The 21,954-nt window shown below is 63.1% G+C and carries 25 protein-coding genes and 2 tRNA genes; 9 read left to right on the top strand and 18 right to left on the bottom strand.

Annotated elements, in window-relative coordinates; translation table 11 throughout:
- Genes HU738_RS13835 through HU738_RS13825 form a run of 3 tightly spaced genes read right to left on the bottom strand, consistent with a single transcriptional unit; the run spans position 1 to position 3,523 of the window.
- Complete coding sequence (locus tag HU738_RS13835) at positions 1-996, bottom strand: ABC transporter permease (protein ID WP_186603870.1); 996 nt, start codon at positions 994-996, stop codon at positions 1-3.
- Positions 993-2,546, bottom strand: coding sequence for a sugar ABC transporter ATP-binding protein (locus HU738_RS13830; protein WP_186603871.1), 1,554 nt, complete (start codon positions 2,544-2,546; stop codon positions 993-995). The genes HU738_RS13835 and HU738_RS13830 overlap by 4 nt, the downstream gene beginning before the upstream one ends.
- A 20-nt stretch (positions 2,547-2,566) precedes the next feature.
- Positions 2,567-3,523: a sugar ABC transporter substrate-binding protein gene (locus HU738_RS13825; protein ID WP_186603872.1), complete on the bottom strand. Its 957-nt coding sequence runs from the start codon at positions 3,521-3,523 to the stop codon at positions 2,567-2,569.
- A gap of 402 nt (positions 3,524-3,925) precedes the next feature.
- On the opposite strand from HU738_RS13825, the gene HU738_RS13820 reads away from it, so the two are divergent.
- Both HU738_RS13820 and HU738_RS13815 read left to right on the top strand, forming a co-directional pair.
- Positions 3,926-5,014 carry an asparaginase gene (locus HU738_RS13820; protein ID WP_176509508.1) on the top strand — a complete coding sequence of 363 codons (1,089 nt, stop codon included), beginning with the start codon at positions 3,926-3,928 and terminating at the stop codon, positions 5,012-5,014.
- Positions 5,015-5,199: 185 nt separating this feature from the next.
- Positions 5,200-5,442 (top strand): DUF1654 domain-containing protein, encoded by a 243-nt coding sequence (locus HU738_RS13815; protein ID WP_054884963.1) that lies wholly within the window; start codon positions 5,200-5,202, stop codon positions 5,440-5,442.
- Positions 5,443-5,445: 3 nt separating this feature from the next.
- Here the strand turns inward: HU738_RS13815 and HU738_RS13810 are convergent, their stop codons facing one another.
- The 4 genes from HU738_RS13810 to HU738_RS13795 form a co-directional block, all read right to left on the bottom strand.
- On the bottom strand, positions 5,446-5,871 hold the full coding sequence (locus tag HU738_RS13810) for a GTP pyrophosphokinase (protein WP_085676082.1): 426 nt from the start codon (positions 5,869-5,871) through the stop codon (positions 5,446-5,448).
- A gap of 62 nt (positions 5,872-5,933) precedes the next feature.
- Positions 5,934-6,506 carry an SPOR domain-containing protein gene (locus HU738_RS13805; RefSeq protein ID WP_176509509.1) on the bottom strand — a complete coding sequence of 191 codons (573 nt, stop codon included), beginning with the start codon at positions 6,504-6,506 and terminating at the stop codon, positions 5,934-5,936.
- Positions 6,507-6,664: 158 nt separating this feature from the next.
- Positions 6,665-6,741 (bottom strand) — tRNA-Val (locus HU738_RS13800).
- 179 nt (positions 6,742-6,920) lie between these two features.
- Positions 6,921-6,997: transfer RNA gene (locus HU738_RS13795), tRNA-Val, on the bottom strand.
- Positions 6,998-7,198: 201 nt separating this feature from the next.
- Here HU738_RS13795 and HU738_RS13790 point away from each other — a divergent pair.
- Positions 7,199-8,482 carry an NAD(P)/FAD-dependent oxidoreductase gene (locus HU738_RS13790; RefSeq protein ID WP_054884960.1) on the top strand — a complete coding sequence of 428 codons (1,284 nt, stop codon included), beginning with the start codon at positions 7,199-7,201 and terminating at the stop codon, positions 8,480-8,482.
- Between the two features lie 121 nt (positions 8,483-8,603).
- Here HU738_RS13790 and HU738_RS13785 read toward each other — a convergent pair whose 3' ends face one another.
- Positions 8,604-9,347: a peptidase C39 family protein gene (locus HU738_RS13785; protein ID WP_186603475.1), complete on the bottom strand. Its 744-nt coding sequence runs from the start codon at positions 9,345-9,347 to the stop codon at positions 8,604-8,606.
- 156 nt (positions 9,348-9,503) lie between these two features.
- Between HU738_RS13785 and HU738_RS13780 the strand changes: the two genes are divergently transcribed.
- Positions 9,504-9,683: a hypothetical protein gene (locus HU738_RS13780; RefSeq protein WP_186603476.1), complete on the top strand. Its 180-nt coding sequence runs from the start codon at positions 9,504-9,506 to the stop codon at positions 9,681-9,683.
- Positions 9,684-9,734: 51 nt separating this feature from the next.
- Here HU738_RS13780 and HU738_RS13775 read toward each other — a convergent pair whose 3' ends face one another.
- The gene (locus HU738_RS13775) at positions 9,735-10,487 is read right to left on the bottom strand and encodes a TerC family protein (protein ID WP_186603477.1); all 753 of its coding nucleotides are present in this window, start codon (positions 10,485-10,487) and stop codon (positions 9,735-9,737) included.
- 28 nt (positions 10,488-10,515) lie between these two features.
- Positions 10,516-10,755: a hypothetical protein gene (locus tag HU738_RS13770; RefSeq protein WP_176509512.1), complete on the bottom strand. Its 240-nt coding sequence runs from the start codon at positions 10,753-10,755 to the stop codon at positions 10,516-10,518.
- Between the two features lie 132 nt (positions 10,756-10,887).
- On the opposite strand from HU738_RS13770, the gene nhaR reads away from it, so the two are divergent.
- The 3 genes from nhaR to HU738_RS13755 all read left to right on the top strand — a co-directional run bounded on the left by nhaR (position 10,888) and on the right by HU738_RS13755 (position 13,803).
- Positions 10,888-11,781 (top strand): transcriptional activator NhaR, encoded by an 894-nt coding sequence (gene nhaR, locus HU738_RS13765; protein WP_176509513.1) that lies wholly within the window; start codon positions 10,888-10,890, stop codon positions 11,779-11,781.
- Positions 11,782-11,855: 74 nt separating this feature from the next.
- Positions 11,856-13,067, top strand: coding sequence for a serine/threonine transporter SstT (gene sstT / locus HU738_RS13760; protein ID WP_186603478.1), 1,212 nt, complete (start codon positions 11,856-11,858; stop codon positions 13,065-13,067).
- 88 nt (positions 13,068-13,155) lie between these two features.
- Complete coding sequence (locus HU738_RS13755) at positions 13,156-13,803, top strand: YceH family protein (protein ID WP_186603479.1); 648 nt, start codon at positions 13,156-13,158, stop codon at positions 13,801-13,803.
- 5 nt (positions 13,804-13,808) lie between these two features.
- On the opposite strand, the gene HU738_RS13750 is transcribed toward HU738_RS13755, so the two are convergent.
- From HU738_RS13750 to HU738_RS13715, 8 genes are all read right to left on the bottom strand, one after another.
- Entirely contained in the window at positions 13,809-13,997 is a 189-nt protein-coding gene (locus tag HU738_RS13750) for a hypothetical protein (RefSeq protein ID WP_176509516.1), read from the bottom strand.
- A 166-nt stretch (positions 13,998-14,163) separates the two neighbouring features.
- Positions 14,164-15,726 carry an alkyl hydroperoxide reductase subunit F gene (ahpF, locus tag HU738_RS13745; protein ID WP_186603480.1) on the bottom strand — a complete coding sequence of 521 codons (1,563 nt, stop codon included), beginning with the start codon at positions 15,724-15,726 and terminating at the stop codon, positions 14,164-14,166.
- Between the two features lie 126 nt (positions 15,727-15,852).
- Positions 15,853-16,416, bottom strand: a complete 564-nt coding sequence (ahpC, locus tag HU738_RS13740; protein ID WP_186603481.1) for an alkyl hydroperoxide reductase subunit C — start codon at positions 16,414-16,416, stop codon at positions 15,853-15,855.
- A gap of 298 nt (positions 16,417-16,714) precedes the next feature.
- Positions 16,715-18,070 carry a glutathione-disulfide reductase gene (gorA, locus tag HU738_RS13735; RefSeq protein ID WP_054884951.1) on the bottom strand — a complete coding sequence of 452 codons (1,356 nt, stop codon included), beginning with the start codon at positions 18,068-18,070 and terminating at the stop codon, positions 16,715-16,717.
- Positions 18,071-18,169: 99 nt separating this feature from the next.
- Complete coding sequence (gene galU / locus HU738_RS13730; RefSeq protein ID WP_054884950.1) at positions 18,170-19,009, bottom strand: UTP--glucose-1-phosphate uridylyltransferase GalU; 840 nt, start codon at positions 19,007-19,009, stop codon at positions 18,170-18,172.
- A 208-nt stretch (positions 19,010-19,217) separates the two neighbouring features.
- A complete protein-coding gene (locus HU738_RS13725) occupies positions 19,218-20,138 on the bottom strand; it encodes a c-type cytochrome (protein WP_186603482.1) in 921 nt (306 codons plus the stop codon).
- Positions 20,135-20,785, bottom strand: a complete 651-nt coding sequence (locus tag HU738_RS13720; protein ID WP_186603483.1) for a c-type cytochrome — start codon at positions 20,783-20,785, stop codon at positions 20,135-20,137. The genes HU738_RS13725 and HU738_RS13720 overlap by 4 nt, the downstream gene beginning before the upstream one ends.
- 145 nt (positions 20,786-20,930) lie before the next feature.
- Positions 20,931-21,290: a hypothetical protein gene (locus HU738_RS13715; RefSeq protein ID WP_176509521.1), complete on the bottom strand. Its 360-nt coding sequence runs from the start codon at positions 21,288-21,290 to the stop codon at positions 20,931-20,933.
- Between the two features lie 159 nt (positions 21,291-21,449).
- On the opposite strand from HU738_RS13715, the gene HU738_RS13710 reads away from it, so the two are divergent.
- The gene (locus HU738_RS13710; RefSeq protein WP_054884946.1) at positions 21,450-21,752 is read left to right on the top strand and encodes a DUF1883 domain-containing protein; all 303 of its coding nucleotides are present in this window, start codon (positions 21,450-21,452) and stop codon (positions 21,750-21,752) included.
- Between the two features lie 8 nt (positions 21,753-21,760).
- A complete protein-coding gene (locus HU738_RS13705) occupies positions 21,761-21,931 on the top strand; it encodes a hypothetical protein (RefSeq protein ID WP_176509522.1) in 171 nt (56 codons plus the stop codon).
- Positions 21,932-21,954 lie beyond the last annotated feature (23 nt).

Genomic DNA, 21,954 nt, shown 5'->3' with positions numbered 1-21,954 from the left:
TCAGTTCCGCCGGCCTGCACGCCGGCTGCGATAAGTGTCGAGCACCACGGCGATGACGATCACCGCCCCGGTGATGATGCGTTTGGTCGGTTCCGATGCGCCGATCTGCGCAAGGCCTGCAGCCAGCACAGAAATGATCAGCACTCCGAAGAAGGTACTGATGACCGAGCCGCGCCCGCCCATCAGGCTGGTGCCGCCGATCACCACGGCGGCGATCACCTGCAGCTCAAGGCCGGACCCGGCGTTGGGGTCGGCGGCTTCCAGGCGCGAAATCTGGAACAGCGCGGCCAGGCCGGCGAGCAGCCCCATCAGGGCGAACACCAGCACCTTGTACGGGCGCGGGTCGATACCCGCCAGGCGCACGGCCTCTTCATTGGTACCGATGCCGATCAGGTAACGGCCGAATACCGTGCGGGTCAGCACCAGCTGGGCCAGCACGATCACCAGCAAGGCGATGACGAAGGCCGGCGAGATACCGAAGGCGACCGGGTTGGAGAACCAGGCGTAGGCGTCGCCGATATAGGCGGTGCGCGAGTCGGTGAACTGGTAGGCCAGGCCGCGGGCCATCTCCAGTACGCCGAGCGAGACGATGAACGACGGGATGCGCCAGGCCACGGTGACGCCACCGGTGATGCTGCCGGCCAGGGCGGCGACCGCCATGCCGAGCAGGGCTGCGGGCAGCACGCCCCAGCCCCAGCCGAGGATCGCCACGCTGACGGTGGAGGCCGCCAGTGCCAGTACCGAGCCGACCGACAGGTCGATGCCGCCGATGATCAGCACGAAGGTCATGCCCACGGCCAGCACCATCAGGTCGGGGATCTGGTTGGCCAGGGTGCTGAAGGTGGCGTACGACCAGAAGTGGCTGCTCAGGAACGAAAACAGCACGATCATCGCCAGCAAGGCGCCGGCCAGGCCCAGGTAGGTGCCCAGGCCGAAGTAGGTAGCGCTGCGGCGCACGGGGGCGTTGCCCGGGGTGTCTAGGGGTGTGGTCTTCATGCATCCATCCTGGGTGCTGCGTCATGCAGCAGGGCGTCACGTTTCTGGTAGCCGGCGAAGGCGGCAGCAAGGAGCTGGTCCTGGCTCCAGTGTTCGCGGTCGAAGGTATCGATCAGGCGGCCGGCGGAGAGCACGGCAATGCGGTCGCAGATCAGCATCAGTTCGCGCAGGTCGCTGGACACCACCACCAAGGCCTTGCCCTGGCGCGCCAGCTCGGCCAGCAGGCCATAGATGTCGAACTTGGCACCGACGTCGATGCCGCGGGTGGGCTCGTCGAACAGCAGCACCTGGCAGTCGCGCTCCAGCCAGCGGCCGATCACCACCTTCTGCTGGTTACCGCCAGACAGCTCGCCGACCGGCTGTGCCGGGCCAGCGCTGCGAATGCGCATGGCGCTGATCTGGCGCTCGGCCAGGGCCTTTTCCGCTTCGCCGTCGAGCACCCCGGCACGGGACACGGCGGGCAGGTTGCCGAGGGCGATGTTGGCGCTGACCGATTGCGTCAGCAGCAGACCTTCGCCTTTACGGTCCTCGGTGATCAGGGCGATCCCGGCGTTGACCGCCGCCTTGGGTGAATCGATGGTCACCGCCTTGAGCGGTTGGCCGACCTCGATGCTGCCGCTGTCGGCGCGGTCGGCGCCGTAGATCAGCCGCAGCAGCTCGGTGCGCCCGGCGCCGATCAGCCCGGAGATGCCGAAGATCTCCCCTGCCCTGACCTGCAGCGATACCTCGCGCACCTTGTCGCCGCGGCATAGCTTGTCGACCTTGAGCAACGTCGCGCCGATCGTGCGGCGGCCAAGGTCGATATGCTCGCCCAGTTCGCGGCCGACCATCAGGTTGACCAGTTCGGCGCTGCTGTAGCGCTGGATCGGCTCGTCGCACACCAGCTGGCCGTCGCGCAGCACGACGATGCGCTGGGCCACGCGCTGCAACTCTTCAAGGCGATGCGAGATGTAGACGATGGCCACGCCGCGCTGGCGCAAGCGCTCGATCTGGGTGAACAGCAACTCCACTTCGCGGGCGGTGAGCATCGCCGTGGGCTCGTCGAAGATCAGCACATGGCAGTCGCCGATCAGGTTGCGGGCGATCTCGACCATCTGCTGATGGCCGATACCCAGCTCGCCGACCGGGGTGTCCGGGTCGATGGCATCCAGGCCGACCTGAGCCATGGCAGCCGTGGCCAGCTGGCGCAGGCGCTTGTGGCTGATCCAGCCGAAGCGGCTGGGCAGGCTGTCGAGGAACAGGTTTTCCGCCACGGTCAGGGTCGGCAGCAGGTTGAGCTCCTGCATGACCATGCGCACACCGAGGCGCTCGGCCTCGCTGCGGCTGGCCGGCGCGTAGGCCTGGCCGCGGTAGGTCATGTGCCCGCTGCTGGGAGTTTCCAGGCCGCAGATGAGCTTGGACAATGTGCTCTTGCCCGCGCCGTTCTCGCCGGTCAGCGCCAGCACTTCGCCAGCGCGCAAGGCCAGGCTGACCTCGGCCAGCACCGGCTGCGCGTAACGCTTGCCCAGGCCGCTGGCGGCAAGCACGACTTCATTGGCCGATGCTGGCATGGCCATCTCTCCTGCTGGGATCAGGGCTTGGTGATCAGTTCGACCGGGGTCTGGATGACGTTGTCGGCGTCTACGTCGGGCTTTTCACCCTTGAGCACCTTCAACGCCGCCTGGATGCCGAACACCGCCTGCTGGCTGGCAGCCTGGTCGAGGGTGGCGAGCACGCGGCCATCCTTGAGCATCGGCTTGATGGCGTTGATGTTGTCGTAACCCACCACCTGCACCTGGCCGGTCTTGCCGGCGGCGCGCACGGCCGAGACGGCGCCCAGGGCCATGCTGTCGTTGCCGGCCAGCAGCGCCTTGAGGTCGGGGTATTCGTTGAGCATGGACGCGGCGACAGCGTTGCCCTTGTCGATTTCCCAGTTGCCGGACTGCACCGAGACGATCTTCATCCCGGCGGCATCCATGGCGTCCTTGAAGCCGGCGGTACGCTGCTGGGCGTTGGTGGTGGTCGGCACGCCTTCGATGATGCCGACCTGGTCACCGGCCTTGAGCTTCTGCTGGGCCAGGTAGTCGCCGACCATACGTGCGCCCTTGCGGTTGTCAGGGCCGACGAAGGGCACGCTGATGCCTTTGCTCTTGAGCAGTTCAGGGTCCAGGCGGTTGTCGATGTTGATGACGACGACGCCCTGGTCCATGGCTTTCTTCACCGCCGAGACCAGCGCCTTGGAGTCGGCCGGCGCGATCACCAGGGCCTTGGCGCCGGAATTGACCATTTGCTCGACGATGCGGATCTGCTCACCGGTATCGGTTTCGTTCTTGATGCCGTTGGCGACCAGGTCGAAATCACCAGTGTGGGCTTTCTGGTAGTCCTTGGCGCCGTCTTCCATGGTGCGGAAGAACTCGTTGGCCAGCGACTTCATGACCAGCGCGACCTTGGGTTTTTCCTCTGCATGGGCAGCAGACAGCGGCATGGCGAGGGACAGCGAGGAGATGACAGCGAGCGCCAGCAGACGACCGGGGAACGGCAGCTTCATGGGAGATGACTCCGAATCTTGTGTTTTTTATCGGATCGCAAACGTTTGCGTTGAGTAACTATGGGAACAAGACCCGGTTTTGTCAAATCCGTTTCGCTGGCGGGGCCAAGACGCAAGCGGTGCTGATTATCCGGAATTTTTCCGAAAAACCGAACACCTTTCCTATGCTTGTTCGGGATTCCGAATGGAATGCGCCTTTGTGGGAGCGGCCTTGCGTCGCGAAAGGGCCGCAACGCGGCCCCGGCAATCCAAGCGGCGAAGCTGAAACCCTGGGGGTGCTTCGCACCCCTTTCGCGACGCAAGGCCGCTCCCACAAGAGACTGCGCGCAGCTGGTACGAAATCTGCCTGCTTTCACGCGCAACACAGCAAACACCTCATCAGGAAGAGAGAGAACAATAATTATGAATGCTGCATTGAAGTCCTTCGCCCCCAGCGCCTTGGCGCTGCTGCTGATCCTCCCTGCCACGGCCTCGGCAAAAGAAGCCGAAACCCAGCAGAAACTGGCCAATGTGGTCATTCTCGCCACCGGCGGCACGATCGCCGGCGCCGGCGCCAGCGCCGCCAACAGCGCCACTTACCAGGCCGCCAAGCTCGGCGTCGACAAGCTGATTGCCGGCGTGCCGGAACTGGCGGACCTGGCCAACGTGCGCGGCGAGCAGGTGATGCAGATCGCCTCCGAAAGCATCACCAACGACGACTTGCTGAAACTGGCCAAGCGCGTCGCAGAGCTTGCCGACAGCCAGGACGTGGATGGCATCGTCATCACCCACGGCACCGACACCCTGGAAGAGACTGCCTATTTCCTCAACCTGGTCGAGAAGACCGACAAGCCGATCGTGGTGGTCGGCTCGATGCGCCCGGGCACGGCGATGTCTGCCGACGGCATGCTCAACCTGTACAACGCCGTGGCGGTGGCCAGCGACAAGCAGTCGCGCGGCAAGGGCGTGCTGGTGACCATGAACGACGAGATCCAGTCCGGGCGCGACGTGAGCAAGTCGGTCAACATCAAGACCGAAGCGTTCAAGAGCGCCTGGGGCCCGATGGGCATGGTAGTGGAAGGCAAGTCGTACTGGTTCCGCCTGCCGGCCAAGCGCCACACCACCCAGTCGGAGTTCGACATCAAGCAGATCAGCAGCCTGCCACAGGTGGACATTGCCTACAGCTACGGCAATGTGACCGATACCGCCTACAAGGCGCTGGCACAGAGCGGGGCGAAAGCGATCATCCATGCCGGTACCGGCAATGGCTCGGTGTCGTCGCGGGTGGTGCCGGCGCTGCAGGAGCTGCACAAGAACGGCGTGCAGATCATCCGCTCGTCCCACGTCAACCAGGGCGGCTTCGTGCTGCGCAATGCCGAACAGCCGGATGACAAGTACGACTGGGTGGTGGCCCATGACCTGAACCCACAGAAGGCGCGGATTCTGGCGATGGTGGCGATGACCAAGACCCAGGACAGCAAGGAGCTGCAACGGATCTTCTGGGAGTATTGATTCTGGTATGACTTGGGCTGGTGCGCTGCTGGCGCCGGCCCTTTCGCGGCTAAAGCCGCTCCTGCAGAGGTATGCAGTACCTGCAGGAGCGGCTTTAGCCGCGAAGAATCCCGCACCGACCCAGTTGCGAAATACGTTGCCTTGAAATACTGTACGCACATACAGCACAACAAGGAATCGCCTCCGTGGCCAACACCGCCGAAGCAACCGCAAGCAGCTACCAACAACTGGGCCTGCGCATTCAGAAGATCATCAACAATCCCCTCGCTCAGCGCAGCCGCGCCGCGCTGATCTTCCGCCTGGAACACGAGTCGCCTGACGACTGGGAAACCCTGCTCGAGGAAATTGCCGAGAACGACAACGTCACCCTCGCCCACCGCGACGACGGCGGCGTGCAGATCTTCTGGACCGTACCGAAGGAAGACTGAAGCTCAGGCCAGCGCCTGCAGGTAGGCACTGGCCTCGCGGTAACGGGCCAGCCGCGCCAGGTCGGCGGGGCCAGGCACGGGAATACGCGACAGGTCACTGTTGTCGGCCAGGTCGGCCAGCTTGACGGTGCGCGCCAACGGGTCACTGCCCAGGCGCACCACGAAATCGTGATAGCTTTCGCCCTTGTTCCGGCTCAGGGCCAGCAAGGCGGCGAGAATTTTCAGGGGGAAGCCCTCACGGGCCAAGTCGGAAAGGGTCAGCGACGTGTCTTCGATCACGTCGTGCAGCACCGCGACAATGCGCTGTTCTGGCGTGCTGACCCGCATCATCACCCGCAACGGGTGGAGGATATATGCTGCCCCACCCTTGTCGTATTGCCCTTCATGTGCCCTGGCGGCCACGGCAATGGCCCGCTCCAGCGTAGACATGAGGCCCTCCCCGTTTGGCTAGTCTCATGGCAAGCATAGCCGGGTAAGACTACAGATTACAGTTAACGCTGCGCACCATGCTGGATGACGATCGAATCGGTACCCAGCTTGGCCATGACCTCGGCCTTGCGCGCATCGGCTTCGGCCTTGCTCGGGAACGGCCCCATCAACACCACCGGCTTGCCATCACGGTATACGACCGAAGAAGGGATGCCTTTCTCGATCAAGCGTGCAGTCATGTCGGACAGCGCGCCCATGTTGGCGCCCTGGATCACTTCGACATCCCACCCCTCAGGGGCCGGTTGATCGGCCAGCGCCTCGGCACGGCGCTGCAGGTCGGCACCGCCGCAGTATTCACGGATACGCAGGTTGTTGCCGCCATCATCGACGATGATTTCGTATTGGCCCTCGCCGCCCTTGATCGCCACATAGCTGCGATAGGCCTCGTACTGGCCGGCATCGTCCTTGCCACGCACCTGGCCGCAGATGGTGCCCTTGGTGTCGATCCGCACGTTGCCGAACTTGGCGGTCTTGGGGTTGTGCAGGTGCTCGGCAACCTGTTTATGCACACCTTCGACCTCGTTCTCACAGCCCGCCAGGGCCAGCACTGCCAATACCACTGCCAGTTTGCGCACGCGTGTACCTCCAGATTCGAAGGGGCGGATTCTACCACGGCCACTCGGGGCACTGCCCGCGACCAAAGGTTACACGCTGCTTCGAGGATAATCCGAAAGCAAAAAGGGCGCCCCTTGCGGGACGCCCTTCTTGATGCCCGGAAATCCGGGGCTTTGTTTGGTAGGCACAATTGGACTCGAACCAACGACCCCCACCATGTCAAGGTGGTGCTCTAACCAACTGAGCTATGTGCCTGTCGTGTGGTGCGCATATTAGTGATCGAATGCACACCTGTAAAGCGTTTTTTTCAAAAAAATCAAAAACTTTCAGAAACCTGCAAGCGCTGGCGACCGCCACGCCGAACAGGCCCATAATGCAAAAAAGGCAACCCCTGCGGGTCGCCCTTTTCGCTGCCCGCAGCGCGGGACTTTGTTTGGTAGGCACAATTGGACTCGAACCAACGACCCCCACCATGTCAAGGTGGTGCTCTAACCAACTGAGCTATGTGCCTGTCGTGTGGTGCGCATTCTACGCAATCCAAAAACCCTGTCAACACTTTTTTTCGCGCTAACTCACTGAATATTAAACTGTTTATAGAGAGCAGCGAGCCGCAGGCCCGTAAAGGAATTTCAACAGACGACTAGCGGGTGTTTATTATTATTGATAGCATCGGTACATTCGTTAAAAATATAAAACACGAGGTTCCTGCAGCATGGCTAACACCCCCTACCCCCAGTCCTACTACGCCGCCTCGGCCAACCCGGTGCCGCCACGTCCGGCGCTGCAGGGTGAGGTGGAAACCGATATCTGCATCATCGGTGCCGGCTACACCGGCCTGTCCAGCGCGCTGTTCCTGCTGGAAAACGGCTTCAAGGTGAGCATCGTCGAAGCAGCCAAGGTCGGCTTCGGCGCATCGGGCCGCAACGGTGGTCAGATCGTCAACAGCTACAGCCGCGACATCGACGTCATCGAGCGCACTGTCGGCCCTAAAGAAGCACAGCTGCTCGGCAAGATGGCCTTCGAAGGCGGCCGCATCATTCGTGAGCGCGTGGCCAAGTACAACATTCAGTGTGACCTGAAGGACGGCGGCGTGTTCGCCGCGCTGACCGCCAAGCAGATGGGTCACCTGGAGTCGCAAAAACGCCTGTGGGAACGCTTCGGCCACACCCAGCTGGAGCTGATGGACAAGAAGCGCATCCGTGAAGTGGTTGCCTGCGACAACTATGTCGGCGGCATGCTGGACATGAGCGGCGGTCACATCCACCCGCTGAACCTGGCCCTGGGCGAAGCCGCCGCAGTCGAGTCGCTTGGCGGCATCATTTACGAGCAGACCCCGGCCATCCGTATCGAGCGCGGCGCCAACCCGGTTGTGCATACCCCGCAAGGCAAGGTCCGCGCCAAGTTCATCATCGTTGCCGGCAACGCCTACCTGGGCAACCTGGTACCGGAACTGGCCGCCAAGTCGATGCCGTGCGGCACCCAGGTGATCACCACCGAGCCGCTGGGCGAAGAACTGGCCCGCACCCTGCTGCCGCAGGACTACTGCGTGGAAGACTGCAACTACCTGCTCGACTACTACCGCCTGACCAGCGACAAGCGCCTGATCTTCGGCGGTGGCGTGGTGTACGGTGCACGCGACCCGGCCAACATCGAAGCGATCATTCGTCCGAAGATGCTCAAGGCCTTCCCACAGCTGAAGAACGTCAAGATCGACTACGCCTGGACCGGCAACTTCCTGCTGACCCTGTCGCGCCTGCCTCAGGTCGGCCGTATCGGCGACAACATCTACTACTCGCAGGGTTGCTCTGGCCACGGCGTGACTTACACCCACCTGGCGGGCAAGGTACTGGCCGAGGCCCTGCGCGGCCAGGCCGAACGTTTCGACGCCTTCGCCGGCCTGCCGCACTACCCGTTCCCGGGTGGCCAGATGCTGCGTGTGCCGTTCAGCGCCATGGGTGCCTGGTACTACAGCCTGCGCGATCGTCTGGGCTTCTGATGAGGTAAGCAGGCCTGGCCTCATCGCGGGTAAACCCGCTCCTACAGGGACCGTACAAGGTTCGAAACCATTGCAGTAGCTGTAGGATCGGGTTTACCGGCGATGAGGCCGGCGCAGGTAACTATTTACCCAGGCTGCGCACAGCCTGTTTTGCCGCCACTTCCTGGCCCGCCCGGGCCAGTTCATCGGCAGCCTGCAGCCAACGCTGACGGTCCACCTGGGCCGGCAGCTGGCGCGGCGGCTGCACAAGCACCGCCCAACTCCCCTCCTTCGCCCACGCCGAGGCAAAGTCATCGAACGCCATCAACTGGCGCCGATGCATCCCCGAGCGCAGCAATACGCGCTTCTTGAAGCGGTCATAGCCGATCAGCACCGCGTAACGCGGTTCGCTCCACCACGCCGAACCCTCTCGGTAACGCAGCAATACCGGATTGCCAGCGGCCACCTGGGTCAGCAGGGCGTCCAGTTGCTTGTCCAGCGGGTACACCAGCATGCCGTACTCGCGGGCCACCCGCGGGATGCTGGTTTCCAGCGCGTCGGCCCCCTTGGGCAGGTTCAGCGGTTTGTCCAGCAGCCCCGGGGTGATCGGCGCGCCTTGCTGGGACAGCAGCGCGGCCAAGGCCATCGAGCCACTGTGGTTGGCATTGCCGCGGTAGAACGGCACGCTACTGATCTCGACCCGCTGGGGCATGCCCTTGAGGCTGGCGGGCGGTGCACTGGCGCAGCCGCCCAGGGTCGCGGCCACCAGGCAGGTGGCCAACAGTCGACGCGGGACGGTTGCCCAGCGCTTGCAGGAATGTTGCTCCATGGACACTCGCTTGTTCCGATGCCAGGCAGGCAGCGCCCGGCTCTGGCCACCGATCATAGGGCGCCGCGTTGCGCGGGTATAGTCCGACAAGTGAACGGAACCAATCGGCTTGAGCCATCGACCTTTGATCAATGGAACGTCACGGCCGGGCAGCTAGACTAAAGCTGTGTCTGGAGGGCAAACCGCAGGTTGGCCCAAGAGAAGGAGGCACACATGAGCCTGACCATGGCAATCCTCATGCTGGTGGGTATGTGGCTGAGCGTCGCGGCCGCCATGCTGTGGGGTGTTCTGCGTATCGTACGGCGTCATTCCCCGCATCACCACCTGCCACCGCAGGCCCCGGCCAAAGCGCAGCCTTTGCGCAGGGCGCGGCGGCATGCCAGGGCCCACTGAGGCCACGTCACCTGAATGCAAACGGGGCGCCAGGCGCCCCGTTGTCTTTTATCAGCCTTCTGCGGCTTCACGCTTGAGCCGCGCTCGGCGAGCCAGGATGTTGAGGATCTCGATCACCGTCGAGAAGGCCATCGCCGCGTACACATAGCCTTTCGGTACATGGGCGCCAAAACCTTCGGCGATCAGCGTCATGCCGATCATGATCAGGAAGCCCAGCGCCAGCATGACCACCGTCGGGTTGTCGTTGATGAAGTTGGCCAGCGGGTCGGCGGCCACCATCATGACGATGACGGCGGTGATCACGGCAATGATCATGATCGGCAGGTGCTCGGTCATGCCCACGGCGGTGATGATGCTGTCGACCGAGAAGACGATGTCCAGCAACAGGATCTGGAAGATCGCCGCGGCAAAGCCCAGGGTGACCGTGGAAGACACCTTGGCCTCTTCCTTGGCACCGTGCGGGTCGACGTTCTCGTGGATCTCCCTGGTGGCCTTCCACAGCAGGAACAGGCCGCCAGCGATCAGGATCACGTCCTTCCACGAGAAGGCATTACCGAACACTTCGAACACCGGGTCGGTCAACTGCACGATCCAGGCCACGGTGCTGAGCAGGGCCAGGCGCATGACCAGCGCCATGCTGATACCGATACGGCGTGCCTTGGAACGGTATTCCACAGGCAGTTTGTTGGTCAGGATCGAGATGAAGATCAGGTTGTCGATACCCAGTACCACTTCCATGGCCACCAACGTAGCCAGGGCGACCCAGGCGGTGGGGCTAGCGGCGAGTTCCAGCAAGTATTCCATTGTTCAAATCCTGAAGCGGCGGTTAGGGTCAGATTTCTTGGGTGTGGGTTTTCTTCTCGGCGTCCTTGGGCTTCTGGCCCTCGTGACCGATGGCATCGCTCAACGCCTGCTGGGCGGCCTTGTTGGTGTCGTCGATGGCCTGCTTGGCCGACTTGGCGGCTTGGTCGAGCATTTGCTGGGCAGACTTCTCGGCCTGGTCGCAACCCGCCAGGCTGAACAGCGCCAGGGCCAGCACCAGCGGGGTGCCAATGGATTTGAAATGCAGCATGGTGTCCTCGCTTGAAAAATCCCGGCGGCGCGAAGCGCCTGATGGGGTCGCATTCTAAAGACGCCAATAGTTCAGTAAAATTCGTATTTCCAGTGTGTATACTTCGGTTTTTCCGAATCGGGACCCGCGCGCGTGCTCAACTATCGACAGCTCCATTACTTCTGGGCCGTGGCCAAGACTGGCAGCATCGCCCGCGCCAGCGAGCAGCTGAACCTGACGCCGCAGACCATCAGCGGGCAGATCAGCCTGTTCGAGCAGACCTACGGGCTGGAGCTGTTCCAGCGGGTTGGTCGACAACTGGAGCTGACCGAGACCGGCCGTCAGGCACTGGTCTATGCCGAGCAGATGTTCCAGATCGGCGGCGAACTGGAGGCCATGCTCAGGGCCGGCCCGCAGGAGCAGATCCTGTTTCGCGTAGGGGTGGCCGATGTGGTGCCGAAGTCGATCGTCTACCGGCTGCTGGCCCCGACCATGGAGCTGGATGAAGTGCTGCGCATCAATTGCCGCGAAGACAAGCTCGAACGGCTACTGGCAGACCTGGCGATCCAGCGCCTGGACCTGGTGATTTCCGACAGCCCGATGCCCAGCCACCTGGATATCAAGGGTTATAGCCAGAAGCTCGGCGAATGCGGCCTGAGCTTCTTCGCCACCCCGGCCCTGGCCAGCCAGCATGCAGGCCCCTTCCCCGCCTGCCTGCAGGATGCGCCGCTGCTGATTCCCGGGCCGGAAACCGTGGTGCGCAGCCGCCTGTTGCGCTGGCTGGGCGAGCAACAGGTGCAGCCCAGGATCGTGGGCGAGTTCGATGACAGTGCGCTGATGCAGGCATTCGGCCAGTCGGGCAGCGGGATATTCGTGGCGCCAAGCGTGATTGCCGAGGAGGTGTGCCGGCAGTATGGCGTCGCACTGATTGGCCAGACCGAAGCGGTGCATGAGTCGTTCTATGCCATTTCGGTGGAGCGCAAGGTCAAGCATCCGGGGATCGTGGCGATTACCGAGGGGGCACGGCGCGAACTGTTCCACTGGTAGTGGCGGCTCGCAAAAGGGCCGGGCCTGATTGTGCTAGAGTCGCGCCCTTTGAAGATTTCGAGACTCCGCTGCACATGACGCCTGTTCTCCGCCTTGTAAACCGCACCAGCCTGGTGACCCAAATCGTCATCGGCCTTGTCGCCGGCATCGCCCTGGCCCTGCTGGCACCCGCCATCGCCCGTGACCTGGGCTTTCTCGGCAAAGTGTTCGTCAGCGCCCTGAAGGCTGTCGCGCCGGTGCTGGTGTTCATTCTGGTCATGGCGTCGATCGCCAACCACCGCCACGGCCAGGAAACCCACATCCGCCCGATCCTCTGGCTGTACCTGCTGGGCACCTTCGCAGCCGCGGTGGTGGCCGTGGTCGCCAGCATGCTGTTCCCGTCGCAACTGGCCCTGAGTGCCAGCGAGGCGGCCCTGAGCGCGCCGGGCGGTATCAGCGAGGTGATGCAGAACCTGCTGCTGAGCGCGGTCGACAACCCGATCAACGCCTTGCTCAACGCCAACTTCATCGGTGTGCTGACCTGGGCCATCGGCCTGGGCGTGGCCCTGCGCCACGCTGGCGACACCACCCGCACCGTGGTCGAAGACCTGTCCAATGGGGTGACCTTGATCGTGCGCGTGGTGATCCGCTTCGCCCCGCTGGGTATCTTCGGGCTGGTCAGCTCGACCCTGGCCCAGTCTGGCCTCGGCGCCCTGCTCGGCTACCTGCACCTGCTGGGTGTGCTGATCGGTTGCATGCTGTTCGTGGCGCTGGTGATGAACCCGCTGATCGTGTTCTGGAAAATCCGCCGCAACCCTTACCCGCTGACCTTGCTGTGCCTGCGCGAAAGCGGCATTACCGCGTTCTTCACCCGCAGTTCGGCCGCCAACATCCCGGTCAACCTGGCGCTGTCGGAGCGCCTGGGGCTGCATGAGGACACCTACTCGGTTTCGATCCCGCTGGGGGCGACCATCAACATGGCAGGCGCGGCAATCACCATCACCGTACTGACCCTGGCGGCCGTGCACACCCTCGACATTCCTGTCGACCTGCCCACTGCAGTGCTGCTGAGTGTGGTTGCGGCGGTGTGCGCCTGCGGCGCCTCTGGGGTTGCCGGGGGGTCGCTGCTGCTGATTCCGCTGGCGTGCAGCCTGTTCGGCATCCCCAGCGAGATTGCCATGCAGGTGGTGGCGGTGGGCTTCATCATTGGCGTGCTGCAGGATTCGGCGGAGACGGCGCTGAATTCGTCGACCGATGTGCTGTTTACTGCGGCGGCGTGCCAAGCCGAAGAGCGGCGTAACGCGTGAGGCCGCCGGGGCTGCCTTGCGGCCCCAATTGCCATGGACCGCGGCATTACCTACGCTAGTGGCCTTTCCCCAGCCATGAGACAGGGCCATGTCAGAACACCCAACCGCCGACGAAGGTCGCCTCAGCAGCATCGAGATCCGCATTCTCGGCGCGCTCATCGAGAAGCAGGCCACCAGCCCGGAAAGCTACCCGCTGACCCTTAACGCCCTGGTCCTGGCCTGCAACCAGAAAACCAGCCGGGAACCGGTCATGAACCTGACCCAGGGCCAGGTCGGCCAGGCCCTGCGTGCCCTCGAGGGCCAGGGCATGGCCCGCCTGCAGATGGGCAGCCGCGCCGACCGCTGGGAACATCGGCTGGACAAGGCCCTGGAACTGGTACCGGCGCAACTGGTGCTGATGGGCCTGATGTTCCTGCGGGGGCCGCAGACCCTCAACGAACTGCTGACCCGCAGCAACCGCCTGCACGACTTCGACGACACCGAGCAGATCCAGCACCAACTGGAGCGCCTGATTTCACGCGACCTGGCCTTGCACCTGCCACGCCAGGCCGGGCAGCGGGAAGACCGCTATACCCATGCCCTGGGCGACCCGGCAGAAATCGAGGCGATTCTGGCAGCGCGCCAGCAAGACGCTGGTACTCGCAGCAGTGGCAGCAGCGTGTCGGAAGAGCGTATCGAAGCCCTGGAGGCACGGATCGCGGCACTGGAAGCACGACTGGCCGAACTGGAAGGCTGAGCCGGCTAGGGTTCAGGGTCGGGGAAATTGCGGCAGCTCTTGCGTTCGGCCAGTTCCCGGTCACTGGGGCGCTGGTCGACGAACACGGTACGGCCGTCTGCGTAGATTTCGAGGTAGCCCCAGTGCAGGTCCTGCTCTTTCTGCCCGGGCTTGGGGGGGATTAGCCACCAGGGTTCGCGGCTGATCAGGGTCATGGTGGAGCTCCTGAAGGTGTCTGCGGTAAGCATAGACACCTTCAGGTAATGCTTTGCTTGTGCCGGCCCATTCGCGGCTGAAGCCGTTCCTACAGGGATAGCACTGCCCGTGGGGCCTGTGGTGTACCTGTAGGAACGGCTTCAGCCGCGAAAGGCCGGTACAGGCTTACGCCGGTGCCGAAGTCCGGATCAGGTGATCGAACGCTGCCAGCGAGGCCTTGGCGCCCTCACCCACCGCGATGACGATCTGCTTGTACGGCACGGTGGTCACGTCACCTGCGGCAAACACACCCGGCACGCTGGTCTGGCCCTTGGCGTCGACGATGATCTCGCCACGTGGCGACAGCTCGACCGTGCCTTTGAGCCAATCCGTGTTCGGCAGCAGGCCGATCTGTACGAAGATGCCTTCCAGCGCCAGGTCATGCACCTCATCGGTGTTGCGGTCCTTGTAACGCAAACCCGTCACTTTTTCGCCATTGCCCACCACTTCGGTGGTCAGCGCGCTGGTGATCACCTTGACGTTCGGCAGGCTGTGCAGCTTGCGCTGCAGCACAGCATCCGCACGCAGCTGGCTGTCGAACTCGATCAGCGTCACCTGGGCGACGATACCGGCCAGGTCGATGGCCGCTTCCACGCCCGAGTTGCCGCCGCCGATCACCGCCACGCGCTTGCCCTTGAACAGCGGGCCGTCGCAGTGCGGGCAGTAGGCCACGCCGCGGGCGCGGTATTCCTGCTCGCCCGGCACGTTCATTTCGCGCCAGCGGGCGCCCGTGGCGAGGATCACCGTCTTGGCCTTGAGCGAGGCACCGCCGGCCAGGCGCACTTCGTGAAGGCCGCCGTCGGTACCCGGAATCAACGCTTCGCCGCGCTGCAGGTTCATGATATCGACGTCGTACTGCTTGACGTGTTCTTCCAGCGCCGTGGCCAGCTTCGGCCCTTCGGTTTCCTGCACCGAAATGAAGTTTTCGATGGCCAGGGTATCGAGCACCTGGCCGCCGAAACGCTCGGCAGCGACACCGGTGCGGATGCCTTTACGGGCGGCATAGATGGCCGCTGCGGCCCCCGCAGGGCCACCGCCGACCACCAGCACGTCGAAGGCGTCCTTGGCGTTGAGCTTCTCGGCCTGGCGGGCACCGGCATTGGTGTCGAGCTTGCCGAGGATTTCTTCGAGGCCCATGCGGCCCTGGCCGAACACTTCGCCGTTCAGGTAGATGCTTGGCACCGCCATGATCTTGCGCGACTCGACTTCATCCTGGAACAGCGCACCGTCGATGGCCACGTGGCGCACATTGGGGTTGAGCACGGCCATCAGGTTCAGCGCCTGGACCACGTCCGGGCAGTTCTGGCACGACAGCGAGAAGTAGGTTTCGAAGGTGAATTCGCCTTCCAGCGCCTGGATCTGCTCGATCACTTCGGCACTGGCCTTGGACGGGTGGCCGCCGACTTGCAGCAGCGCCAGCACCAGGGAGGTGAATTCGTGGCCCATGGGGATGCCGGCGAAGCGCAGGCTAATGTCGGCACCCGGGCGGTTCAGCGAAAACGAAGGGCGACGGGCATCGCTGCCGTCCGCGCTGAAGGTAATGAGGTTCGACAGGCCGGCGATTTCCACCAGCAGGTCGTGCAGTTCGCGGGACTTCGCGCCGTCGTCGAGGGAGGCAACGATCTCGATCGGCTGGGTGACCCGCTCCAGGTAGGTTTTCAGTTGCGATTTAAGCGTGGCGTCCAACATACGGGCGATTCCTTTTTTCAAAACTCGGATACAAAAACGCCCAGGCGAGGTCGCCCGGGCGCTTTTACGGGGCGGTAGGTGTTTCAGCTTTGGCGGCTGGCTACCGCCCGCGACGTGCACATCGGCTTAGATCTTGCCGACCAGGTCCAGCGACGGAGCCAGAGTGGCTTCGCCTTCTTTCCACTTGGCCGGGCAAACTTCGCCTGGGTGAGCGGCAACGTACTGGGCGGCCTTGACTTTGCGCAGCAGCTCGGCTGCGTCGCGGCCAACACCACCGTCGTTCAGTTCGACGATCTTGATCTGGCCTTCCGGGTTGATCACGAAGGTACCGCGATCGGCCAGGCCGGCTTCTTCGATCAGCACGTCGAAGTTGCGCGAGATGACGTGGGTCGGGTCACCGATCAGCGGGTACTGGATCTTGCCGATGGTTTCCGAAGTGTCGTGCCAGGCTTTGTGGGTGAAGTGGGTGTCGGTCGATACACCGTAGATCTCCACGCCCAGCTTCTGGAACTCGGCGTAGTTGTCGGCAAGGTCACCCAGCTCGGTCGGGCAAACGAAGGTGAAGTCGGCCGGGTAGAAGAACACGACGGACCACTTGCCTTTCAGGTCGACTTCGCTGACCTGGACGAACTCGCCCTTGTGGTAGGCGGTGGCGTTGAACGGTTTGACCTGGCTGTTGATGATAGGCATGAGAGACGCTCCTTCATGGGGTTGGAATCAGTTGATGGAGAGAATCCTAACTGCTGGCCCCGACAAAGGCTCATTGGCAAAGCTCATGCTTGTGATTGGTTTTGGCTATAACCGCAGATAATTAATAGAAGGGAATGGGCTGAGCAAACGGTTTCGAACGCAGCGCTGCCGCTTTGTGGGAGCGGCCTTGTGTCGCGAAAGGGCTGCAGAGCAGCCCCAGCAACATCAGCTTTTTCGCCGATATCCTGGGGCTGCTCTGCAGCCCTTTCGCGACACAAGGCCGCTCCCACAAAAGCAATCAGCGGGTGACGGTGCGCATGGTGACGAACTCTTCAGCGGCAGTCGGGTGCACGCCAATGGTGTCGTCGAACAACTGCTTGGTCGCTCCGGCCTTGAGCGCAATACCCAGGCCCTGGATGATCTCGCCGGCGTCCGGGCCGACCATGTGGCAGCCCAGTACCTTGTCGGTCTCGGCGTCCACCACCAGCTTCATCAGGGTCTTTTCCTGGATGTCGGTGAGGGTCAGCTTCATGGCGCGGAAGCGGCTCTCGAAGATCTGCACCTTGTGCCCGGCTGCCAGTGCCTGCTCCTCGGTGAGGCCGACAGTGCCGATCGGTGGCTGGCTGAACACCGCCGTCGGGATGTTCTGGTAATCCACCTTGCGGTACTGCTCTGGCTTGAACAGCCGCCTGGCCACGGCCATGCCTTCGGCCAGGGCCACCGGGGTGAGCTGCACGCGGCCGATCACATCGCCAATGGCGAGGATCGACGGTGCGGTGGTCTGGTACTGCTCGTCGACGCGGATGAAGCCGCGGGCATCCAGTTCGACGCCGGTGTTTTCCAGGCCCAGGTTGTCGAGCATCGGGCGTCGGCCGGTGGCGTAGAATACGCAATCGGCGACCAGCTCGCGGCCGTCCTTGAGGGTGGCTTTCAGGCTGCCGTCCTCAAGCTTGTCAATGCGCTGGATGTCGGCGTTGAACTGCAGGTTCATGCCGCGCTTTTCCAGCTCTTCCTTGAGGTGGGTACGCACCGAGCCGTCGAAGCCCCGCAGGAACAGTTCCCCGCGATACAGCAAGGTGGTGTCGGCGCCCAGGCCCTGGAAGATGCCGGCGAACTCGACGGCGATATAACCACCGCCAACCACCAGTACGCGGCGCGGCAGTTCCTTGAGGTAGAACGCCTCGTTGGAGGTGATGGCCAGTTCCTTGCCCGGAATGTCCGGCACCTGCGGCCAGCCGCCGGTGGCAATCAGGATGTGCTCGGCGCTGAACCGCTGGCCGTCCACCTCCACCTCGTTGGCACCGGTGATGCGGGCATGGCCTTGCAGCAAGGTCACGCCACTGTTCACCAGCAGGTTGCGGTAGATGCCATTGAGGCGCTCGATCTCGCGGTTCTTGTTGGCGATCAGCGTGCCCCAGTCGAAATGGCCCTCTTCCAGGGTCCAGCCGAAGCCGGCGGCCTGTTCCAGTTCATCGGCGACGTGGGCGCCGTAGACCAGCAGCTTCTTCGGCACGCAGCCGACGTTGACGCAGGTGCCACCGAGGTAGCGGCTCTCGGCCACTGCCACTTTTGCACCGAAGCCCGCAGCGAAGCGCGCTGCGCGCACACCGCCGGAACCGGCGCCAATCACGAACAGATCAAAATCGTAGGCCATGTATTCACTCTCCTAGGCAGGCGCCCAGCATAACGCCGTTGCCTTGCGCGCACAAAAAAGCCACCCCGAAGGGTGGCTTCTTGAACCCGCAATCGCGTATCAGTACGCCTTGCCGGCCTTGTAGAAGTTCTCGAAGCAGAAGTTGGTCGCCTCGATGTAGCCTTCGGCGCCACCGCAGTCGAAACGCTTGCCCTTGAACTTGTATGCAATCACGTTGCCTTCGGCGGCCTGCTTCATCAGCGCGTCGGTGATCTGGATCTCGCCACCTTTGCCTGGCTCGGTCTGTTCGATTTTCTCGAAGATGTCCGGGGTCAGGATGTAGCGACCGATGATCGCCAGGTTGGACGGGGCGTCTTCCGGCTTCGGCTTCTCGACCATGGAGTCGACGCGGAAAATGCCGTCCTTGATTTCTTCACCGGCGATGACGCCGTACTTGTTGGTTTCCTGCGGATCGACTTCCTGGATGGCAACGATCGAGCAGCGGTACTTTTTGTACAGCGCGACCATCTGCGCGAGCACGCCTTCGCCTTCGAGGTTGACGCACAGGTCATCCGCCAGGACCACGGCGAACGGTTCGTCACCGATCAGCGGGCGGCCGGTCAGGATGGCGTGGCCCAGGCCTTTCATTTCGGTCTGGCGGGTGTAGGAGAACGAGCATTCGTCGAGCAGGCGACGGATACCGACCAGGTATTTTTCCTTGTCGGTGCCCTTGATCTGGTTTTCCAGCTCGTAGCTGATGTCGAAGTGGTCTTCAAGCGCGCGCTTGCCGCGGCCGGTGACGATGGAAATCTCGTTCAGACCAGCATCCAATGCTTCTTCAACGCCATACTGGATCAGTGGCTTGTTGACCACCGGCAGCATCTCCTTGGGCATGGCTTTGGTAGCTGGCAGGAAGCGAGTGCCGTAGCCGGCTGCCGGGAACAAGCATTTCTTGATCATAAACATCCTTAAACATAGGCGAAGCCTGTGGAATTCGGCGCAGTCTAATCAGGCGGCATGCAGCTTACAATGCCTTGCCTGCGACGACCGTTGCCATGATAGAGACAACCCAGTGTAGATAGTTCCAAAAAGTTCGTGAAAATCCCGTCATCCGGCCCTTGCGCGGCCCTTGCGTAAGCAGCCGAGAAAGGGCCGGTGCGACGCCCGCTCAGCTACCTGTGCCCTGCCCGATCAGCACCCCGTCGACCTGCTGGCCATAGAGGTTGACGCCGTCGTTGGCATGGAACTTCAGCCGGGTCTTTTCGACGGAACCCTCCACCAGGCGAGGGTCCTGGGGGCGCTCGTGGCGGTTGACCCAGGCAGCCACATCCCACGCCTGCTGATCGCTCAGGCTGCCCGGTTTACCCAGTGGCATGTTGTACTTGATGAACGAGGCTGCGGTATTGATCCGGTGCATGCCGGCGCCCCAGTTGTAGGAGTCCTTGCCCCAGAGCGGTGGCATCACATAGTCACCGGCAACCTTCTGCCCCTCGCCGTTGTCACCGTGACAGATAGCGCACTGTTCACGGTAGACCTGCTGGCCGCGCTTGAAGTCGTAGCCACCTTTTGGCTGTGGCACCTCGGGGTAACCGCGACCGGCGATTTCCACGCCGGTGGGCGCCTGGGTCGAAAGCCAGTATGAATACACAGCCAGCGCCGTCATCTGCGGGCTGTCAGCGGCGGGCGGCTTGCCGTTCATGCTGAACTGGAAGCAGCCCTGGATACGCTCGGCGAAGGTGTTCACCTTGTCGTTCTTCTTGCGGTAGGCCGGGTACATCGGGTAAGCGCCCCACAACGGCGCGGAATGCGCCAGGCGGCCCTGATCGAGGTGGCAGTTGCTGCAGTTCATACCATTGCCCACCGCCTCGGGCATCAACCGGCGGGTGTCGACGAACAGTGCGTGGCCCTCACGGACCATCTTGCCGAAGGCATTGTCCGGCAGCGCGCTTTCGGCGGGCGGTGCGAACCGTGGCGCCGCCTGGGCATCGGGGACTTTCAGTTGCGACTGGTCTTCCATGGCGATGGGTGCCTGACCGGCAAAGGCACTGCCGCTGGCCAGCAGCAGCAAGGTTGGCAACAGGGTTTTCATGGCTTGACCTCCGGGCTGGCGGGGTGGGCGAAGTACTCGGCAATTGCCTTGACCTCGGCGTCGGTCATGGCCTTGGCCACGCCTGCCATCAGCTGATTAGGGTCGTTGCTGCGGCTGCCGTCGCGCCAGCCGTTGAGCTGCGCCATCAGGTACGCCGCAGGCTGCCCGGCCAGCGGCGGGAAGTGCTCGCCAACCCCGCTGCCGCCTGGGCCATGGCACTGCACGCAGCCGGGTATCTGCCGGCTCCAGTCGCCGTAGAGGGCCAGGCGTTCAGTGGGGTTGGTCGCGATCTGCTGGCGACGCCAGTCCGGGGCAGGATCACTCGGCAGCGCGGCCAGGTACTGGCTGACGGCCTCGATCTCATCGATGCTCAGGGCTTTGGCCAACGGCGCCATGACCGGCTGCTGGCGGCTGCCACTGCGCCAGTCGTGCAGCTGTTTGCTCAGGTAACCGGCCGGCAGGCCAGCCAGGCGGGGGAACCCTGCGGCGGCCATGCCCTTGCCGTCCGGGCCATGGCAGCCCAGGCAGGCCATGGCGGCGGGGTTGGCCCCGCCCTGGGTAAAGACTTTCTGGCCATCGGCGGCATGCGCCGCGGGCCAGGCCAGGATCAGCAGGCTGCCGATCACGACGCGACTCAACGGTGTCATCACGAATCTCCATTTCTTTTGTTATAAGCTTAGGCTTAAAAAACATAAGCAAATGGATACTAGCCCCGTCAGGGAATTCGCAACAACGCCCCAGTCGATCACCGGCTGGCAAATGGCCTGCTATGCGCCGATCCGTTGAGCCAGATCAACTCCCCGAGATGCACTGGGTCGTGGCCTCGCGTACGTCACCCGGGCGCAGCGGGAAGTTGTTCAGGCGCTCATGCAGCTTGATGCTGCTGCCGCTGCCCCGCTTGTGGATGTCGAGCAACGCTGCCGGCCCGGAACCTGCCGTAAGCTTTTGCGGCACGATCAGACGCAGGCCGTCGTCGCGCTGCTCCTCTACCAGAGGATCACGGCTCTTGGCCAGGTGCGCCTTGATGCAATCGGCATATTCGCGCGGCGTCTTGCCGGACATCACATCCATGGTTTCATGGGATTGCTCAAGTTCCGACACACTGACACACCCTCCCAGCGCCAGGAACAACGCCGCCACCATCCACTTCATTTGCCGCACCTCGAATGACAAGAGAGCGTAGGACAACAGCGAGGCGGTTTTGCTCCCCGCTTTGGCCGTTTTATCCGCCAGCGGCCATCAGGCGCGGCAGCGCAAGCCGACATCGTGGTATCGTTCGCCTTTGCAGAACCAATCCTTGCGGAGCACCCCATGAAATTCGTACACCAGCGCGAGCACCTGAACGAGGACGACATCGTCGTCATCGAGTGCTCCCAGCGCTGCAACATCCGCCTGATGAACGACGCCAACTTCCGCAGCTTCAAGAACGGCGGCCGGCACACCTACCATGGTGGCCACTTCGATCGCTTCCCGGCCAAGATCACCGTGCCCAGCACCGGTTTCTGGAACATCACCATCGATACGGTGACCACCCGGCCGATCTCGGTCACGCGCAAGCCGACCCTGACCCACAAGATCAAGATCATCCGCCGCTCGTCGTCGAAACTCGGATAAGGCCCACCATGACCCAGAACATCAAATACGTCATCAAGTACAAGCTCGACGGCCAGCGCCGCTGGGACTTCGCGGTGATGGCCGACGCCTCGCACGAACAGGCCATGCAAGCCCTGCGCAAGATCCACGGCGAAGACGCCGAAAAGATCAGCGACATCCAGGTGAGCAAAGCACTGTAAGGCAGCGGCGACAAGGAGAAGCG

It is taken from the genome of Pseudomonas vlassakiae (genome assembly GCF_014269035.2).
GTDB classification, from domain to species: domain Bacteria; phylum Pseudomonadota; class Gammaproteobacteria; order Pseudomonadales; family Pseudomonadaceae; genus Aquipseudomonas; species Aquipseudomonas vlassakiae.
The sequence above is the reverse complement of the archived record's forward strand: the minus strand, read 5'-3'. Positions and strand labels throughout refer to the sequence as shown.